This window comes from Lelliottia nimipressuralis (genome assembly GCF_041464075.1).
GTDB lineage: Bacteria > Pseudomonadota > Gammaproteobacteria > Enterobacterales > Enterobacteriaceae > Enterobacter > Enterobacter nimipressuralis.
Genome location: NZ_CP167172.1, coordinates 3,161,507 through 3,176,388, shown reverse-complemented (window position 1 = coordinate 3,176,388; position 14,882 = coordinate 3,161,507). Strand labels below are relative to the sequence as shown.

Genomic DNA, 14,882 nt, shown 5'->3' with positions numbered 1-14,882 from the left:
ATTAAGAGCTCTCAGCACCAGAATTCCGACGCTCAGGGAGAGTAAACTGGGGGACTACATTTCCGTCAATATAGCGGTAACGTAGCCATGCTGAGATCGCGTCAATGGCCATCACGACAATAACCATTATCAGAGTGATGAACATGACCACGTCCCAATTCCACAAACGCATGTTTTCTGCATAGACGAGTCCGATGCCTCCTGCACCCACAAAACCTAATACTGCAGCTGACCTGGTGTTTGATTCGATTTGGTAAAGGCTCAGAGCGATGAAAGCCGGGAAAGATTGCGTAAAAATACCAAAGCGGTGCTTTTGCAGAGGGCTGGCTGCAACCGATGTGAGTCCCTTTGTTGGGGAACCATCTACAGCTTCATGACTTTCAGCATATAACCGTCCCAGAAGTCCTATGTCTTGCATGAGAATCGCCAATGCGCCAGCCAATGGACCAAGACCAATAGCACGAACAAAAATGAGCCCCCATATGGCCATATCTACTCCGCGCAAAATATCAAACAGGCGACGCATCAGCAGGGCGGCAATGCCTGCTAACTTGCCTTGCATAACATTGCGCGCTGCCAAAAAGGAAAGTGGAAGAGCGATTGCCGTAGCGGTGATCGTCCCGGTGAAAACAATCGCCAGAGTGATCAGTATTTGTGTCAGATAATAACTCAGTGGCCAGTCAGAAAAATTATGCCAGGTAAACATCCGATGCAAATAAAAGCCTATTTGGCGAATACCACTGCTGAGCTGCTCTAAACTGATACCATGTTGTGAAAAAAACCAAAGGTAGTACGACACGCAAGCCAAAATCCATAGCCCGGTATGAAATAGTAAGTCTCTACTAAAATTGCGCAGATTTTTTTTGTCATACTGGAGAGAACTGGATTTTAATGGGTTAAATGTGCGCGGTACTTTGTGTCCGTACAGTACCTTTTTTCGCAGTAATCCGGAAAAGCTATCCAGAATAGTGACGACAACGATGATGAGCAGCAGCGTCATGCTGACCTGATCGTAACGGTCGAGCTTGATATTAGTCATGAGTTCCTGACCTATCCCGCCAGCACCCACAAGCCCAAGAATGGTTGATGATCGAAAATTGATTTCAAGGCACATGAGGCTAAATGATATAAACAGGGGTTTTACCTGTGGCCACAAGGCAAAGCGTGTCTGCTGAAAGGGCGACGCGCCACATGCCTTGAGCCCTAGGACTGGTTTATCATAAGTGCTTTCTATAGTGTCGTAAAAGAGTTTCGTTAAACTTCCGGTGCTGTGTAACAACAGGGCCAGAAATCCCGAAAACGGACCAATACCAAATGCCATGACGAAAATCATTGCCCATGCAAGGTCAGGCATGGTTCGCAAGAAAGCCACCAGCGTACGGAAGGTTAAGCGTATCGGTAACGCGATTCCTCCATTGTTAGCAGTAAGGAACGAAAGTGGAATGGCGAGAAAAACTGCAATAATCGTTGAAGCCATTGCCATCTGTAGTGTTTCAAGAATGAGCGGTAACTGAATAGGCAGACGATAACCCCACCATGACAATGACCCTCTAATATCAGAACCTGCAAACAGGTCGGACAGATGAAGTGCAGGCAAGATATCACGCAGATAGCTGAAGAAATCAGGTAACGCATGCCATATGCTGGCAGGGCTGAACTCGGCAATATGTCCGGCAGAAAAATAGAGCAACAGAAGAAGAGCGGATACGCCCAGTGTGTCCCGCCTTTGACGCTTGCGAATCTGTTGGTAATAGCGTTCAAACTCGTTATGGAGGCTACTCATTGATCGTTGTTTTCCGGGGCTGAAATCTCCCGACTTTACTGCCGGGAGGATCGAAAGCTGTATTAATGCGCACTCAATATTTCACGCTTCATATCGATGATGTGCTGGAAATCAGCGACGCTCCCTTCACGAATATGTAATGGTCCTCCGACAGCTTTTACAAAACAGGCATGATCGTCCGTATCCAGTTTTTTGATGGCACGGATTACATTTTCTTTAAACTCTGTAGGAAGAGTATTGCTGATGAGGATTGGTCCACCCGGAATCAGCGGGGATTGCCAGATAATACGAATCTGTTTCATCACATCTGTGTGTCCTGCACGGATCAATGAGCGGAAGGCGCTGGCACTATAACCGGTGTTGTAATCCCCTGACATCGAACTGTAGGTCACTGCTCCGGCAAACTGTCCGTTCAGAACGCCAAGAATATCCTGCTCATGCCCACCAGAGAATGTAATACTGGAAAAGAAATGGTTATAGTGGTTATCCACATTTCCCCCTAGCTTTTGTCTGAAGGAGTAGTCAGGGATTAGGTATCCTGAAGTGGAGTCGGGATCGGCAAAAGCAAAGGATTTGCCTTTCAGGTCATCTAATATCTGGTAAGGGCTGTCGGCTTTCACCACGACCACCGAATGGTAACCGTGTGCACCGGTTGCATCATCTGCAGTCATTCCAATGACATCAACGGCATTCGGATTTTTGATATATACCGACGCGTAGGCGGCCGGTGACATGTTCAACACCACGTCCACCTTTCCCCCCAGCAGGCCCTGTGTGATTGCCGTGTAGTCGGAAGCATTTCTGAGTTTAGTTTCAATATTTAGCTCTTTATCCAGGAATGATTTAACGCATTGATTATCACCGATTTGTTGAGTGGAATTCTGACCACCCAGGATACCGAGATTTAATGTTTCTGGTTGTTCAGCAGCGGTTGCTTGTCCTGAAATCGCGATGCCAAGAATAATTGCAGAAATTCGAATGCCATTACAAAAATGTGTTGTCATTTCTTTCCCCGTATAAATGAATTAAGTAGTTAATCTTTTTCGTTGTACAACTGGTGCAGAATTTTAGAATTCAGCCCTGAGGGCGGCCCGTCGAAGATGATTTGTCCACCAGCAATGCCAATAACGCGCGAACAATACTTTTTAACCAGTTCCGGGGAATGGAGATTGACCATTACGGCGACACCTTGTCCGGCTATTTCGCAGAGAGCGCTCATAATCAGGTGAGTGTTTTTTGGATCCAGTGCGGCCACGGGCTCGTCGGCCAATAAAATCTTTGGATTTTGCATTAGCGACCGACAAATGGCCACGCGCTGCATCTGACCGCCAGAGAGGTTTTCTGCTCGCTGTAATGCATATGGCAACATGTTCATCCACTCCAGCAAAGATATTGCGCGAGACCGGTCAGCTTCAGAAAATAGATTGAAAAGGGATTTGAGCGTAGAGGTATGGTGCAGTCGACCTAACATGACATTGGTCAAGACATCAAGACGCGGGACGAGACAATAGTCCTGAAAAATCATGCTACACCGGCTTCGCCAGCTTGTTAGAGCTCGACGTTTTAATTTTGTGATATCAATCAACGTGCCAGATTCATGATGACTAAGGATTTCGCCACCACTAGAAGATTGTATTCCATTTAGTAGCTGAAGCAGGGTTGATTTACCGGATCCAGACTTGCCAATAACCCCTGCCATCTCACCAGCATAAAGATCAAAATTGATATTCTTTAGTAGGTTAGGTTGCCTAGGCCAAGTCTTACTAAGGCTGCGTACTCTTAAGACTGGGCGTTTACTGTAGGCGCTAATCAGGGGTTTGATTTCATTTTCTGATACTGTGGTTAGAGCGCTGTTCATAAAGATTCCTGTACGCAAAATTACTAAGGAACAATATAGATATGTTTTATATGGCAGTTGTATGACTCTTAAATGAATATAACTTGGGAGGTAGAAAATATCCCCTTCGCTGCAAAATATAGTACGTTGTATTGTGTGGTTTTTTTTTGCTAAGATTTATCTTATTTTTCAATGCTACCTTTCATACCAAAGAAGACGCTTCTTTGCAATTTACATTTTCAGCATTAGAGGGCTAATAATTAGAGCACTGACATACTCGCCGCAGCAGCACGATAAATATTGTTACCCTTTGAAATGCACATCAAAACAACTTTAACACTATGAATTTATGAGAAATAAATGGTTAATATAGAATGGTTGTGGGGGAAATGAGCTATGAGTAATAATTTATACGACATTGATAAGATCTATATTCCGCCACTAGCTCAGCAGGATAGAGCCGGTGACACTGATGTTGCAGGTGCGGGGTTCGAGGCCCCGGTGGCGGTCCATTTTATACTATCTGATCAAGCGAAATGAGGAGAGTGGTCAGTAGGTACGGCAGGAAAGCATTGGCCCGGTCTTAATTACCGGGCCAATGTGAGGGGAATTCTATCTTCTACTCGGGACCGGTTGCGAGGTTATCGATATAATCAGCATACCATTGCATCATTTCGCGTCTGCCCTCCAGGTACTGAGCGTGATTGTAGATTCCGCGAATGCTGTTTTTATCCGTGTGAGCCAACTGCATTTCAATCCACGAAGTATTGAAACCCTCTTCATGAAGGATGGTGCTCATTGTGTGTCGGAAACCATGCCCTGTAGCCCTTTTGTCATAACCAATTCGCTTCAAGACCATGTTAATACTGGCTTCGCTCATCGGCTTATTGACATCGTTTCGTCCAGAAAAAATGAGTTGGTAACGACCGGTGATCAGCTTCAGTTGGTGAAGAGCCTCTAGTGATTGACGTGATAGTGGCACCAGATGGGCCCTTTTCATCTTCATTCTGGTTTTTGGTATTTCCCAGATATGATTATCAAAATCAATTTCTCTCCATTCCGCCATACGTAATTCAACGGTTCTTAAACCTGTCAACATAAGCAAACGGGTTGCCTGTAGCGTAATAAAACTTCCTGTGTACTCAGATAATTTGTTGAGAAATTCGGGTAGTTCGGAAGACTGTAAGAATGGATAGTGTCGCTTTTGATATCCTTGTAAAGCGCTTGCGAGATCGGGGGCTGGATTGTACTCAGCTCGGCCCGTTACAATTGCGTATCGGAAAACTTCGCCACACCGCTGGCGGACCTTATTGGCTAACTCAGGCGCGCCACGTTTTTCGATTCGTTGCAGAACAGACAGAAGTTCAAGGGGTTTTATTTCGTTAACTGGTCGAGAACCTATATAGGGAAACACATTGTTCTTAAAGGCTCGGTCGACATAATCAGCATAACTTTTTGACCAGCCCTGGACTTTTGCTCTGTACCATTCAGTCGCAATAGACTCGAAGGTATTTTCAAAAGACATTTTTTTAGCAAGCTCTTCCGCTTTCTTAAGCTCACCGGGATCATTACCCGCAGCCAGAGTTTTCCTGGCATCTTCACGTTTTGAGCGAGCATCAGAAAGAGAAACGTCAGGATAAGTCCCGAAAGATAATTTTTTCTCTTTGCCCGCAAACCGATACTTCATGCGCCAGTATTTGGAACCATTAACATTGATTTGGAGATACATCCCGCCACCATCGGCAAGTTTGTAGATTTTATCTTTAGGTTTTGCAGTATCGACCTGACGAGCATTAAGTGGCATTTGGGGGCCTCAATTTTAATTGAACACGGCAAGCCCCCACAAAGGCCCCCAAACATCAATTGATTTACGTTTAGTTGGGTAGATGTCAGTTGATGTCGGCTAGCAGGGTCAGTAGGGTTATTGCTGATTATAGAGGGGTTTTGTTGAGTTGGGTAGCGTTCGGGAGAGGCAGGAATGGTGTCCCCTGCAGGAATCGAACCTGCAACTAGCCCTTAGGAGGGGCTCGTTATATCCATTTAACTAAGGGGACGAAGCGGCACGAGTATAGCCTCATTTACACAGGGCGTTAAGCGCGATACCGCCTGACTGCTTAAAGTGTCGCCATTTAGTCGATTTTTTTTGGATTCTCGTCCTTGTTTTGTCGGGCTTTTTCCTTTTCCTTCAGCTGGGCCTTACGCTTGTTGGACATGTCGTTGCGGATTTGCGCATGGCTCAACAGGGCGAAAATAAAGGTCCCGCCGCAGATATTTCCTGCCAGTGTCGGCAGCGCGAATGGCCAGAAGAAATCACTCCAGTGCTGGGTGCCGTTAAACACCAGATAGAGCACCTCCACCGTACCAACGACAATGTGGGTGGTGTCGCCCAGTGCGATGAGCCAGGTCATCAAGATGATTACCACGATTTTAGCCGCACCCGCAGAGGGGAACATCCAGACCATAGTGGCAATGATCCAGCCTGAGATAATGGCGTTGGCGAACATCTCTGCCGGAGTATTTTTCATCACGTCCATACCGATTTTAAGGAATGCGTCGCGGGTGGGTTCATCAAATATCGGCATATATTCGAACGCCCAGGCTGCCACGCCGGTGCCGATAATATTCCCCAGCAGGACCACGCCCCACAGGCGCATCAGAAGGCCGAAATTTCCCCACGTCGGTTTTTGCATCACCGGCAGCACCGCCGTCACGGTGTTTTCCGTGAACAGCTGCTGACGCGCCATAATGACGATGACAAAACCAAAGGTGTAACCAAGGTTTTCAAGCAGGAATCCACCCGGAACTCCCTCCAGCTGCACGTGAAAGATCCCCTTTGCAAGCAGGGAGGCCCCCATCGATAACCCGGCGGCGATCGCTGACCAGAACAGCGCCATTGCATCGCGCTCAAGCTCTTTTTCACCGTCCTGACGGATATGCTCGTGGATAGCCATCGCCCGTGAGGGGAGATGGTCTTCATCGACTTCGATTTTGCCACCCCGCTGTTTTTCTTCACTTTCCACTTCCAGCTCATCAGTATGTTTATCAATTTTTTCTGCGTTTAGTTCATCCATCTGGGGCGTCTCGCTTCGTTGTCATTACCATAATCGTAGCGGTTTTCCGGATATTGCCCGTGGGGAAGCTCTTATTTTTCCGGCAATGGCAATAAAGGCGATACATCACCTTCAGACACAGGATAAAATTGCCGACGAAAAGAAATGATAAAGCAGGCTATGCTGAGATCAGAGTGATGGCAGATGATTGCCTGTCACTGTGTGCGTGGACATCCCGAAACGTGCTGTTACAATCACTTGCACGACTATTCATAGAGCGCCAGGCGCTCTGTCGCGGATGGCAGTCAACGATAGCCATACTAACAGGGAGAAATATATGAAATTTCGGCTGTCGGCGCTTGCGCTGGGCACGACGTTGCTCGTGGGCTGTGCCAGCTCTGGAGAGCAAACGGGGCGCTCCGATCCTTTAGAAGGATTCAACCGATCCATGTATAGCTTTAACTACAACGTGCTGGACCCGTATCTGGTCCGCCCGGTTGCTGTGGCATGGCGTGATTACGTTCCGCAACCTGCTCGTAATGGTTTGAGCAATTTCACCAGTAACCTGGAAGAACCCGCTGTGATGGTGAACTTCTTCCTGCAGGGCGACCCGTATCAGGGGATGGTGCACTTCACTCGTTTCTTCCTGAACAGCTTGTTAGGGATGGGTGGCTTTATTGATGTGGCGGGAATGGCTAATCCGAAGCTGCAGCGTGAACAGCCGCACCGTTTTGGTAGCACGCTGGGCAGTTATGGCGTGGGCTATGGTCCGTATATGCACCTGCCATTCTACGGCAGCTTTACCGTTCGTGACGACGGTGGCGATATGGTCGATACCCTCTATCCGGTGCTGTCATGGCTGACCTGGCCGCTGTCCATTGGTAAATGGACCGTGGAAGGGATTGAGACACGCGCTCAGTTGCTGGATTCCGACGGCCTGCTCCGACAGTCTTCCGATCCGTACATTATGGTGCGTGAAGCCTACTTCCAGAATCACGACTTTATTGCCAACGGCGGTAAGCTGAAACCGGAAGACAATCCGAATGCCAAAGCTATCGAGAATGAACTTTCAGAGATAGATAAAGAATAAATAAAAAAAGGTGAGCAAATGCTCACCTTTTTTAATGCTGGCGCGATTAGAACGCGTAGTTGAAGTTGGTACCGAACAGCCAGGCTTTACCTTCAGATTTAAAGGTGTACGCAGCAGGGCCTTCACCCTCGGTGAAGCTGACGTTCTGACCGTGCATATAAGAAGCACCCACATCGATAGACGCATCGTCGTTAAACGCATAAGTCATACCGGCGCTCAGCCACAGACGGTCCTGATCCGGGATAGAAATGGAGCGTTTGTCCGCAGGAACCGGGCTGTCATCGAACGCGATACCGGTACGGAAGGTCCAGTTCTTATCGTAGTAGTAGGTCGTACCCAGCGCGATACGATAAGCATCTTTGAAGCTTTCATCTTTATAGAACAGCGTCTGGCCGTCGTTGCCGGTGGCTTTCAGCTCCTGGAACTGACTCCAGCTGGTGTAGGTCAGGCTGTAGTGGACAGCCCACTGCGGTGCCACGCGGTTATAACCAGACACTTCCCACATTTCTGGCAGGTTCAGCGTCAGCGCGCCACTCTGGGTTCTGCCGCCGGTGCCCGCTGGCAGACCGGTCAGGCCCATGCTGGCAAAGATGTTGCTCAGGTTCGGGTCAATGGAGCTTTTATAGTCGCCGTCGAAGTCGATTTTCACTTCAGAACGGTAGGTCAGACCCCAGCGGTTGTTTTTATCCAGCTCATAAAGGATACCGGCGTTCCAGCCGAAGCCCCACTCGTCACCCTTCAGGTAAGCGATCTGATCGTCAGGGGAGTTAATACCGTCCAGCATGGATGGAGGCACCATCCCCTGCAGCTGGCCTGCCAGCAGTGGACCGAGTGAACCCGCATAGCGCTCGATTTTGGCTTTCGCGTAAACCGCATCAAAGCCCACACCGAAGCTCCAGTTGCTGTCCAGACGATACGCGCCGCTCAGGTTGAGGTTGATGGTCTGCAGGTCAGTCTTACCGCCATAAATGCCGGCCGCGTAGCTGTCGTTAAATTCTGTTGCCAGACCATAGTTGGATGTGACGGATGCGCCCCAGCCAAATTGATCGTTGATTGGCATAACAAAGTGCATGTTAGGTACCCACGCCACGGGCGCGATGTTGTCCTGGTTAGCACTCTGTCCGGTTAAATTGGATTTCCCGGTAACGTTCACATCAGGATCGATATAAACGGCACCCATTGAGAAGGTTGGGCGATCAAACATAGTGATCAGCGCCGGGTTACGGCTCACGTTGCCTGCGTCATCGGCAATCGCACCTTCCCCAGAATATGCACGGCCAAGGCCAGAGGAAGAAAATTCGTTAAGCTGGAAGCCCGCTGACCAGGCGGAGGTTGATACGATTGCCACTGCGACTGCCAGCGCAGTCTTTTTGAACAGGGTTTTCTGGCTCATGACCATAACCTCATTGAGTTATTTTTATGCAATATATGTTACATAGAGTAACAGGAGCGCGAAGTGTAGGGTCTGCGGTAACACTTAGAAATCAGACCAGTGGCGAGAGTATAGGTCGGACCAGATGGGATGTTGCAAGTATGTTTCTGAAGTTTTTCAAAGATGTTTTTTGAAACGAGATCTCTGTGGCAAAAATGCGACCACCGGCACTCAGCAGAAAGGGTGATTTTTGCGTTAGATCATTTTTTAGTGTGATAACGGTCACTTATCCCCGTTTGCGCCATTAACGGCTGGAGAGAGCCACGGCCAGGGCGTAAAATATCAGCAACGTGTTTATCTCGCGCCGTGCGCGAATGCAGAGGAACTTGAGCTATGAGTAAATGCAGTGCTGATGAAACCCCGGTTTGCTGCTGTATGGATGTCGGTACCATTATGGATAACACCGATTGCACCGCGTCTTACAGCCGCGTATTTAGCAAACGTTCGGATGCAGAAGAAACCTTAGCCGCGCTGACCAAACGCGCGCGCGACGTGGAATCCGATCCCTGTGAAATCAAATCCACCCTCACGGAAGTGGACGGTGGCGTGAAGCTTGATATCGATTTCATCTTTGCGTGTGAAGCTGAAACTCTGATTTTCCAGCTCGGTCTGCGTTAATTTCTCCGTAAAGTTGCCGGGTGATTTTTTACTTATCTGACCTGCAGTTTCGTAGTCCTGATAAGGCAAAGTCGCGGCCCGCAAAAAATACCTCAAATGCCCCTGTGACCCAGGGGCATTTTCTTTTCTTCTCTGTGTCTTAGCTCGCACTTTTTCGCTTCCCCGATTGGCTCTATGTAAAAAAATGGTTAAAACTGTTATCAGGTCAGACCACTTTGCGCTTATATCATTTACAGGGGACTTTTATGAGTCAGGCACTACCGCTCGTCACCCGTCAGGGTGACCGCATTGCCATTGTCAGCGGATTACGTACTCCGTTTGCACGTCAGGCGACGGCATTTCACGGAATACCGGCTGTCGATCTGGGGAAAATGGTAGTGGGGGAGATGCTGGCTCGCAGCGAAATACCCCCAGAGGTCATCGAACAACTGGTTTTTGGCCAGGTCGTCCAGATGCCGGAAGCACCCAATATCGCCCGCGAAATCGTGCTTGGGACGGGAATGAACGTCCATACCGATGCCTACAGCGTCAGTCGCGCCTGTGCGACCAGCTTCCAGGCCGTCGCTAACGTAGCGGAAAGCCTGATGACCGGCACCATTCGCGCCGGTATTGCAGGCGGGGCCGACTCCTCTTCCGTTCTGCCGATTGGCGTCAGTAAAAAGCTGGCCCGTGTGCTGGTGGATGTCAATAAAGCCCGCACCATGGGGCAGCGTCTCAAACTATTCTCCCGCCTGCGTCTGCGCGATCTGGCGCCGGTGCCGCCAGCGGTCGCGGAATATTCTACCGGCCTGCGAATGGGCGATACCGCAGAGCAAATGGCGAAAACCTACGGCATCACCCGCGAACAGCAAGATGCCCTGGCACATCGCTCGCATCAGCGTGCCGCGCTGGCGTGGTCCGAGGGAAAACTGGCGGATGAAGTGATGACGGCCTATATCCCGCCGTATCGCGAACCGCTCAGTGAAGATAACAATATCCGTGGCAGTTCGACGCTGGATGATTATGCAAAATTACGTCCTGCGTTTGACCGCAAGCACGGCACCGTCACGGCGGCGAACAGCACGCCTTTGACCGATGGGGCGGCGGCAGTGATCCTGATGACCGAGTCGCGGGCAAAAGAGCTGGGGCTGGTGCCGCTGGGCTATCTGCGCAGCTACGCCTTCACCGCTATCGACGTCTGGCAGGATATGCTGCTGGGACCGGCCTGGTCCACGCCGCTGGCGCTTGAGCGCGCCGGATTAACGCTGTCTGATTTAACTCTTATTGATATGCACGAAGCTTTTGCCGCGCAGACGCTTGCCAACTTGCAACTGCTGGCCAGCGAACGCTTTGCACGCGATGTGCTGGGCCGCGCGCATGCCACGGGCGAAGTGGACGAGAGCAAATTTAACGTGCTGGGCGGATCAATCGCATACGGCCATCCGTTTGCCGCCACCGGCGCACGCATGATTACGCAAACGCTGCATGAGCTTCGCCGTCGCGGCGGAGGTTTTGGTCTGGTCACCGCCTGTGCGGCGGGTGGTCTGGGCGCGGCGATGGTTCTGGAGGCTGAATAATGGAAACCCCTTCCGCTTTTGACCTGAAGGTCCGGCTGGACAATATTGCCGTCGTCACCATCGATGTGCCAGGCGAAAAGATGAATACCCTGAAGGCCGAATTCGGCGTTCAGGTGCGCGCGATCCTCAGGCAAATCCGCGAAAACAAAGATATTCGCGGGCTGATTTTTATCTCAGCCAAACCCGATAACTTCATCGCCGGTGCAGATATCAACATGATCGCCCGCGCCAGCAGCGCGCAGGAAGCGGAAGAGCTGGCCCGACAGGGGCAGCAGATCATGGCCGAGATCCACGCGTTGCCGATCCCGGTGATCGCGGCGATCCACGGTGCCTGCCTGGGCGGCGGCCTGGAACTGGCGCTGGCGTGCCACAGCCGTATTTGTACGGATGATGCGAAAACTGTGCTCGGTCTGCCGGAAGTGCAGCTCGGTCTGCTACCGGGGTCCGGTGGCACCCAGCGTTTACCGCGCCTGATTGGCGTGAGTACCGCGCTGGAAATGATACTCACCGGTAAACAGCTTCGCCCACGTCAGGCGCTGAAAGCCGGGCTGGTGGACGAAGTGGTTCCCCATTCCATTCTGCTGGACGCGGCCGTTGCGCTGGCGTTAAAAGGGCGGCAGACGAGCCGACATCTGCCGGTTCGCGAGCGTATTCTCGCCGGCCCGCTCGGGCGCGCGCTGCTGTTTAATGTGGTCGGCAAGAAAACGGAACAGAAAACCAAAGGCAACTACCCGGCGACCAAACGCATTCTCGAGGTGATTGAAACCGGCCTGGCACAAGGGAGCAGCAGCGGTTATGCGGCTGAGGCCAAAGCCTTTGGCGAACTGGCGATGACGCCCCAGTCCCAGGCACTGCGCAGCATCTTCTTTGCCAGTACCGACGTGAAAAAAGATCCCGGTAGCGAGGCGTCACCGGCGCCGCTGGCCTCTGTAGGCGTTTTGGGCGGGGGATTGATGGGCGGTGGCATTGCGTTCGTCACGGCCAGCAAAGGTAAATTGCCTGTACGAATCAAAGACATCAACGCAAGGGGCATTAATCACGCATTGCAATACAGCTGGCAGCTCCTTGATCAAAAGGTTAAACGCCGCCATATCAAAGCCAGTGAACGCGACAGAGAGCTGGCGCTGATTTCAGGCACCACCGACTACAGCGGTTTTCACCATCGTGACCTGGTGATTGAAGCCGTATTTGAAGACCTGGCGCTGAAACAGCAGATGGTTGCCGACGTGGAACAGCACTGCGCGCCGCACACCATTTTTGCCTCGAATACGTCGTCGCTGCCGATTGGCGATATCGCCGCACGTGCCGCGCGACCGGAGCAGGTAATCGGTTTGCACTTCTTTAGTCCGGTGGAAAAAATGCCGCTGGTGGAAGTCATACCTCACGCTTCGACGAACGCTCAAACGGTGGCCACGGTGGTGAAGCTCGCCAAACGGCAGGGCAAAACACCGATTGTGGTGGCCGACAAGGCCGGTTTTTACGTCAACCGCATTCTCGCGCCTTATATTAATGAGGCGATGCGCCTGCTGACGGAAGGCGAGAAAATCGAACACATTGACAATGCGCTGGTCAAGTTTGGTTTTCCAGTTGGCCCAATCCAACTTTTGGATGAGGTTGGAATTGATACTGGCACTAAAATTATACCTGTGCTGGAAGCTGCTTATGGAGAACGTTTTAGCCCGCCTGCAAACATTGTTTCTAAGATCTTGAATGATGATCGCAAAGGCAGAAAAAATGGACGGGGCTTCTATCTTTACGCAGTTAAAGGGCGTAAAAGCAAGAAACAGGTCGACCCCTCGGTCTATGGGCTTATTCATGCCAGCGGCCAGGGTAAGTTGTCAGCACAGCAATGCGCTGAGCGATGCGTCATGATGATGCTCAACGAAGCGGCTCGTTGTTTTGACGAGCAGGTCGTTAAAAGTGCGCGAGACGGCGATATTGGTGCCGTGTTTGGTATCGGTTTTCCACCTTTCCTGGGTGGCCCGTTCCGCTATATGGATAGTCTTGGCGCGGGTGAAGTGGTGGCAATATTGCAGCGTCTGGCTTCGCTTTATGGTCCCCGGTTTACGCCGTGTGAACAATTAATGCGCATGGCAGAAAATAACCTGCACTTTTGGCCAGCAGAGGAAACTGACCCCGTAACTTAAGGTCAAACAAGAGTATATCTGACGGTGAATGAACCTGTTTTGGCTATTTTGTAAACAGATATTGACTATACTTACGCCATTAAGGTAAAAAACAGCGTTTCATTCATCAGATGGATCAGGCACAATGCCCGGCCATCGGGTTTTCTACCTTTTTGATCTTTTCGCGGGTAGTTAACGCCGGTGATCCTGGTTAACAAAAGCGGTGCAATATGCAAGTTTTTATCATGCGTCACGGCGACGCGGCACTTGATGCTGCCAGTGACTCTGTTCGTCCTTTGACGACCTGTGGTTGTGACGAATCCCGTCAAATGGCAACCTGGCTCAAAGGCCAAAAAGTGGATATCGATCGTGTGCTGGTGAGTCCGTTCCTGCGGGCCGAACAGACGCTGGATGTGGTAGGGGAGTGTATGAACCTGCCGAAGAGCGTCGATGTTCTCCCTGAGCTTACTCCCTGCGGGGATGTGGGTCTCGTCAGCGCGTATCTTCAGGCGCTGTGCAATGAAGGTGTCTCTTCCGCACTGGTGATTTCCCATCTGCCGCTGGTCGGCTACCTGGTGTCTGAACTGTGCCCTGGCGAAACGCCTCCGATGTTCACCACCTCCGCAATTGCCAACGTCACCCTCGACGATGCGGGCAAAGGGGTATTCAACTGGCAAATGAGTCCGTGCAACCTGAAGATGGCAAAAGCTATCTGACGTGACGAATGATCTGGCGGGTAGCCTGTGCCACCCGCCTGCCTGTCAGGGCAGCTCCGGTGGCTGCCACTCTTCTACTTCAATCAACACCAGCAGCGCGGCATCTCCGCCGTACTCTTTTGGCGCCTGATGAAAAGCCATCACGTGTGGATGCTGAGCCAGCCACAACGGCGTTTGCTGTTTGAGAATATGCTTTCCGTGGCCGTGCATCACACAGGTGCAGAACACGTGCTCGCGACGACACGCGGCAATGAGCGCGCCCAGCTCCTGTTTCGCCTGCATTTGCGTCAGACCATGCAGATCGAGAAAAAGCTCCGGCGAATAATCTCCGCGACGTAACTTTTTCAGCTCAAAATGGCTGACATCTTCCCGCACATATTTCACTGCCCCCTGCGTGTTCAGCAGCGGCTGAAATTCGTCTGAAAAATAGTGGCTGTTATCCGCCTGTTCCTGCAGCAGCCGTTTGACCGGCACTTCAGTCACTTTTTTGCGGATCGGGCGATGGACAATGGTGTCCTGGGTGATTTTGCGCGTCCCGCTCATGAGCTGGCGAAACAGCGTCTGATCCTCCTCGCTAAGCGGCATTTTCTTTTTCATTAGTCCGTCTCATCTCTTATTTCCCTTAGTTTACCTGAGGGAGGCGCAAGCAAAACGCATTTTTTCACCTCTCCCAC

Annotated in this window: 12 protein-coding genes, 2 tRNA genes and 1 pseudogene; 6 read left to right on the top strand and 9 right to left on the bottom strand. The window is 50.8% G+C overall.

The genetic code is table 11. From position 1 onward, the window contains the following. Window position 1 precedes the first annotated feature (1 nt). From phnE (ACB496_RS15175) to phnC, 4 genes and pseudogenes are all read right to left on the bottom strand, one after another. On the bottom strand, window positions 2-856 hold the full coding sequence (gene phnE / locus ACB496_RS15175) for a phosphonate ABC transporter, permease protein PhnE (RefSeq protein WP_371975241.1): 855 nt from the start codon (window positions 854-856) through the stop codon (window positions 2-4). A gap of 57 nt (window positions 857-913) precedes the next feature. Next, window positions 914-1,783: pseudogene (phnE, locus tag ACB496_RS15170) on the bottom strand (phosphonate ABC transporter, permease protein PhnE); the annotation flags it as partial. A gap of 62 nt (window positions 1,784-1,845) precedes the next feature. After that, window positions 1,846-2,787, bottom strand: coding sequence for a phosphonate ABC transporter substrate-binding protein (phnD, locus tag ACB496_RS15165; protein WP_371972959.1), 942 nt, complete (start codon window positions 2,785-2,787; stop codon window positions 1,846-1,848). Between the two features lie 29 nt (window positions 2,788-2,816). After that, window positions 2,817-3,641, bottom strand: a complete 825-nt coding sequence (phnC, locus tag ACB496_RS15160) for a phosphonate ABC transporter ATP-binding protein (RefSeq protein WP_371972958.1) — start codon at window positions 3,639-3,641, stop codon at window positions 2,817-2,819. 414 nt (window positions 3,642-4,055) lie between these two features. Here phnC and ACB496_RS15155 point away from each other — a divergent pair. After that, window positions 4,056-4,132 (top strand) — tRNA-Ile (locus ACB496_RS15155). A gap of 107 nt (window positions 4,133-4,239) precedes the next feature. Here ACB496_RS15155 and ACB496_RS15150 read toward each other — a convergent pair. The 3 genes from ACB496_RS15150 to ACB496_RS15140 form a co-directional block, all read right to left on the bottom strand. Beyond that, complete coding sequence (locus tag ACB496_RS15150) at window positions 4,240-5,424, bottom strand: tyrosine-type recombinase/integrase (RefSeq protein WP_371972957.1); 1,185 nt, start codon at window positions 5,422-5,424, stop codon at window positions 4,240-4,242. A gap of 175 nt (window positions 5,425-5,599) precedes the next feature. Then, window positions 5,600-5,674, bottom strand: a tRNA-Arg gene (locus ACB496_RS15145). A gap of 75 nt (window positions 5,675-5,749) precedes the next feature. After that, window positions 5,750-6,691: a formate/nitrite transporter family protein gene (locus tag ACB496_RS15140; protein ID WP_371972956.1), complete on the bottom strand. Its 942-nt coding sequence runs from the start codon at window positions 6,689-6,691 to the stop codon at window positions 5,750-5,752. 316 nt (window positions 6,692-7,007) lie between these two features. Here ACB496_RS15140 and mlaA point away from each other — a divergent pair, with 316 nt between their 5' ends. Continuing rightward, window positions 7,008-7,760: a phospholipid-binding lipoprotein MlaA gene (mlaA, locus tag ACB496_RS15135; protein WP_100779402.1), complete on the top strand. Its 753-nt coding sequence runs from the start codon at window positions 7,008-7,010 to the stop codon at window positions 7,758-7,760. 46 nt (window positions 7,761-7,806) lie between these two features. Here mlaA and fadL read toward each other — a convergent pair whose 3' ends face one another. After that, window positions 7,807-9,153, bottom strand: coding sequence for a long-chain fatty acid transporter FadL (gene fadL, locus ACB496_RS15130; protein WP_100779403.1), 1,347 nt, complete (start codon window positions 9,151-9,153; stop codon window positions 7,807-7,809). A gap of 372 nt (window positions 9,154-9,525) precedes the next feature. Between fadL and ACB496_RS15125 the strand changes: the two genes are divergently transcribed. From ACB496_RS15125 to sixA, 4 genes are all read left to right on the top strand, one after another. After that, window positions 9,526-9,810, top strand: a complete 285-nt coding sequence (locus ACB496_RS15125; protein WP_107703168.1) for a YfcZ/YiiS family protein — start codon at window positions 9,526-9,528, stop codon at window positions 9,808-9,810. Between the two features lie 245 nt (window positions 9,811-10,055). Continuing rightward, a complete protein-coding gene (gene fadI, locus ACB496_RS15120; RefSeq protein WP_371972955.1) occupies window positions 10,056-11,366 on the top strand; it encodes an acetyl-CoA C-acyltransferase FadI in 1,311 nt (436 codons plus the stop codon). After that, on the top strand, window positions 11,366-13,513 hold the full coding sequence (gene fadJ, locus ACB496_RS15115; RefSeq protein ID WP_371972954.1) for a fatty acid oxidation complex subunit alpha FadJ: 2,148 nt from the start codon (window positions 11,366-11,368) through the stop codon (window positions 13,511-13,513). The genes fadI and fadJ overlap by 1 nt, the downstream gene beginning before the upstream one ends. Window positions 13,514-13,722: 209 nt before the next feature. Next, window positions 13,723-14,208 carry a phosphohistidine phosphatase SixA gene (gene sixA, locus ACB496_RS15110; RefSeq protein ID WP_100779407.1) on the top strand — a complete coding sequence of 162 codons (486 nt, stop codon included), beginning with the start codon at window positions 13,723-13,725 and terminating at the stop codon, window positions 14,206-14,208. A 45-nt stretch (window positions 14,209-14,253) separates the two neighbouring features. Here the strand turns inward: sixA and smrB are convergent, their stop codons facing one another. Continuing rightward, the gene (smrB, locus tag ACB496_RS15105; protein ID WP_095282796.1) at window positions 14,254-14,805 is read right to left on the bottom strand and encodes an endonuclease SmrB; all 552 of its coding nucleotides are present in this window, start codon (window positions 14,803-14,805) and stop codon (window positions 14,254-14,256) included. Window positions 14,806-14,882 lie beyond the last annotated feature (77 nt).

Coding starts and splice junctions, on each gene's coding strand:
- mlaA (WP_100779402.1), top strand. CDS start 7,008: ATGAAATTTCGGCTGTCGGCGCTTGCGCTGGGCACGACGTTGCTCGTG.
- ACB496_RS15140 (WP_371972956.1), bottom strand. CDS start 6,691: ATGGATGAACTAAACGCAGAAAAAATTGATAAACATACTGATGAGCTG.
- smrB (WP_095282796.1), bottom strand. CDS start 14,805: ATGAAAAAGAAAATGCCGCTTAGCGAGGAGGATCAGACGCTGTTTCGC.
- phnD (WP_371972959.1), bottom strand. CDS start 2,787: ATGACAACACATTTTTGTAATGGCATTCGAATTTCTGCAATTATTCTT.
- fadL (WP_100779403.1), bottom strand. CDS start 9,153: ATGAGCCAGAAAACCCTGTTCAAAAAGACTGCGCTGGCAGTCGCAGTG.
- ACB496_RS15125 (WP_107703168.1), top strand. CDS start 9,526: ATGAGTAAATGCAGTGCTGATGAAACCCCGGTTTGCTGCTGTATGGAT.
- ACB496_RS15150 (WP_371972957.1), bottom strand. CDS start 5,424: ATGCCACTTAATGCTCGTCAGGTCGATACTGCAAAACCTAAAGATAAA.
- phnC (WP_371972958.1), bottom strand. CDS start 3,641: ATGAACAGCGCTCTAACCACAGTATCAGAAAATGAAATCAAACCCCTG.
- fadI (WP_371972955.1), top strand. CDS start 10,056: ATGAGTCAGGCACTACCGCTCGTCACCCGTCAGGGTGACCGCATTGCC.
- sixA (WP_100779407.1), top strand. CDS start 13,723: ATGCAAGTTTTTATCATGCGTCACGGCGACGCGGCACTTGATGCTGCC.
- fadJ (WP_371972954.1), top strand. CDS start 11,366: ATGGAAACCCCTTCCGCTTTTGACCTGAAGGTCCGGCTGGACAATATT.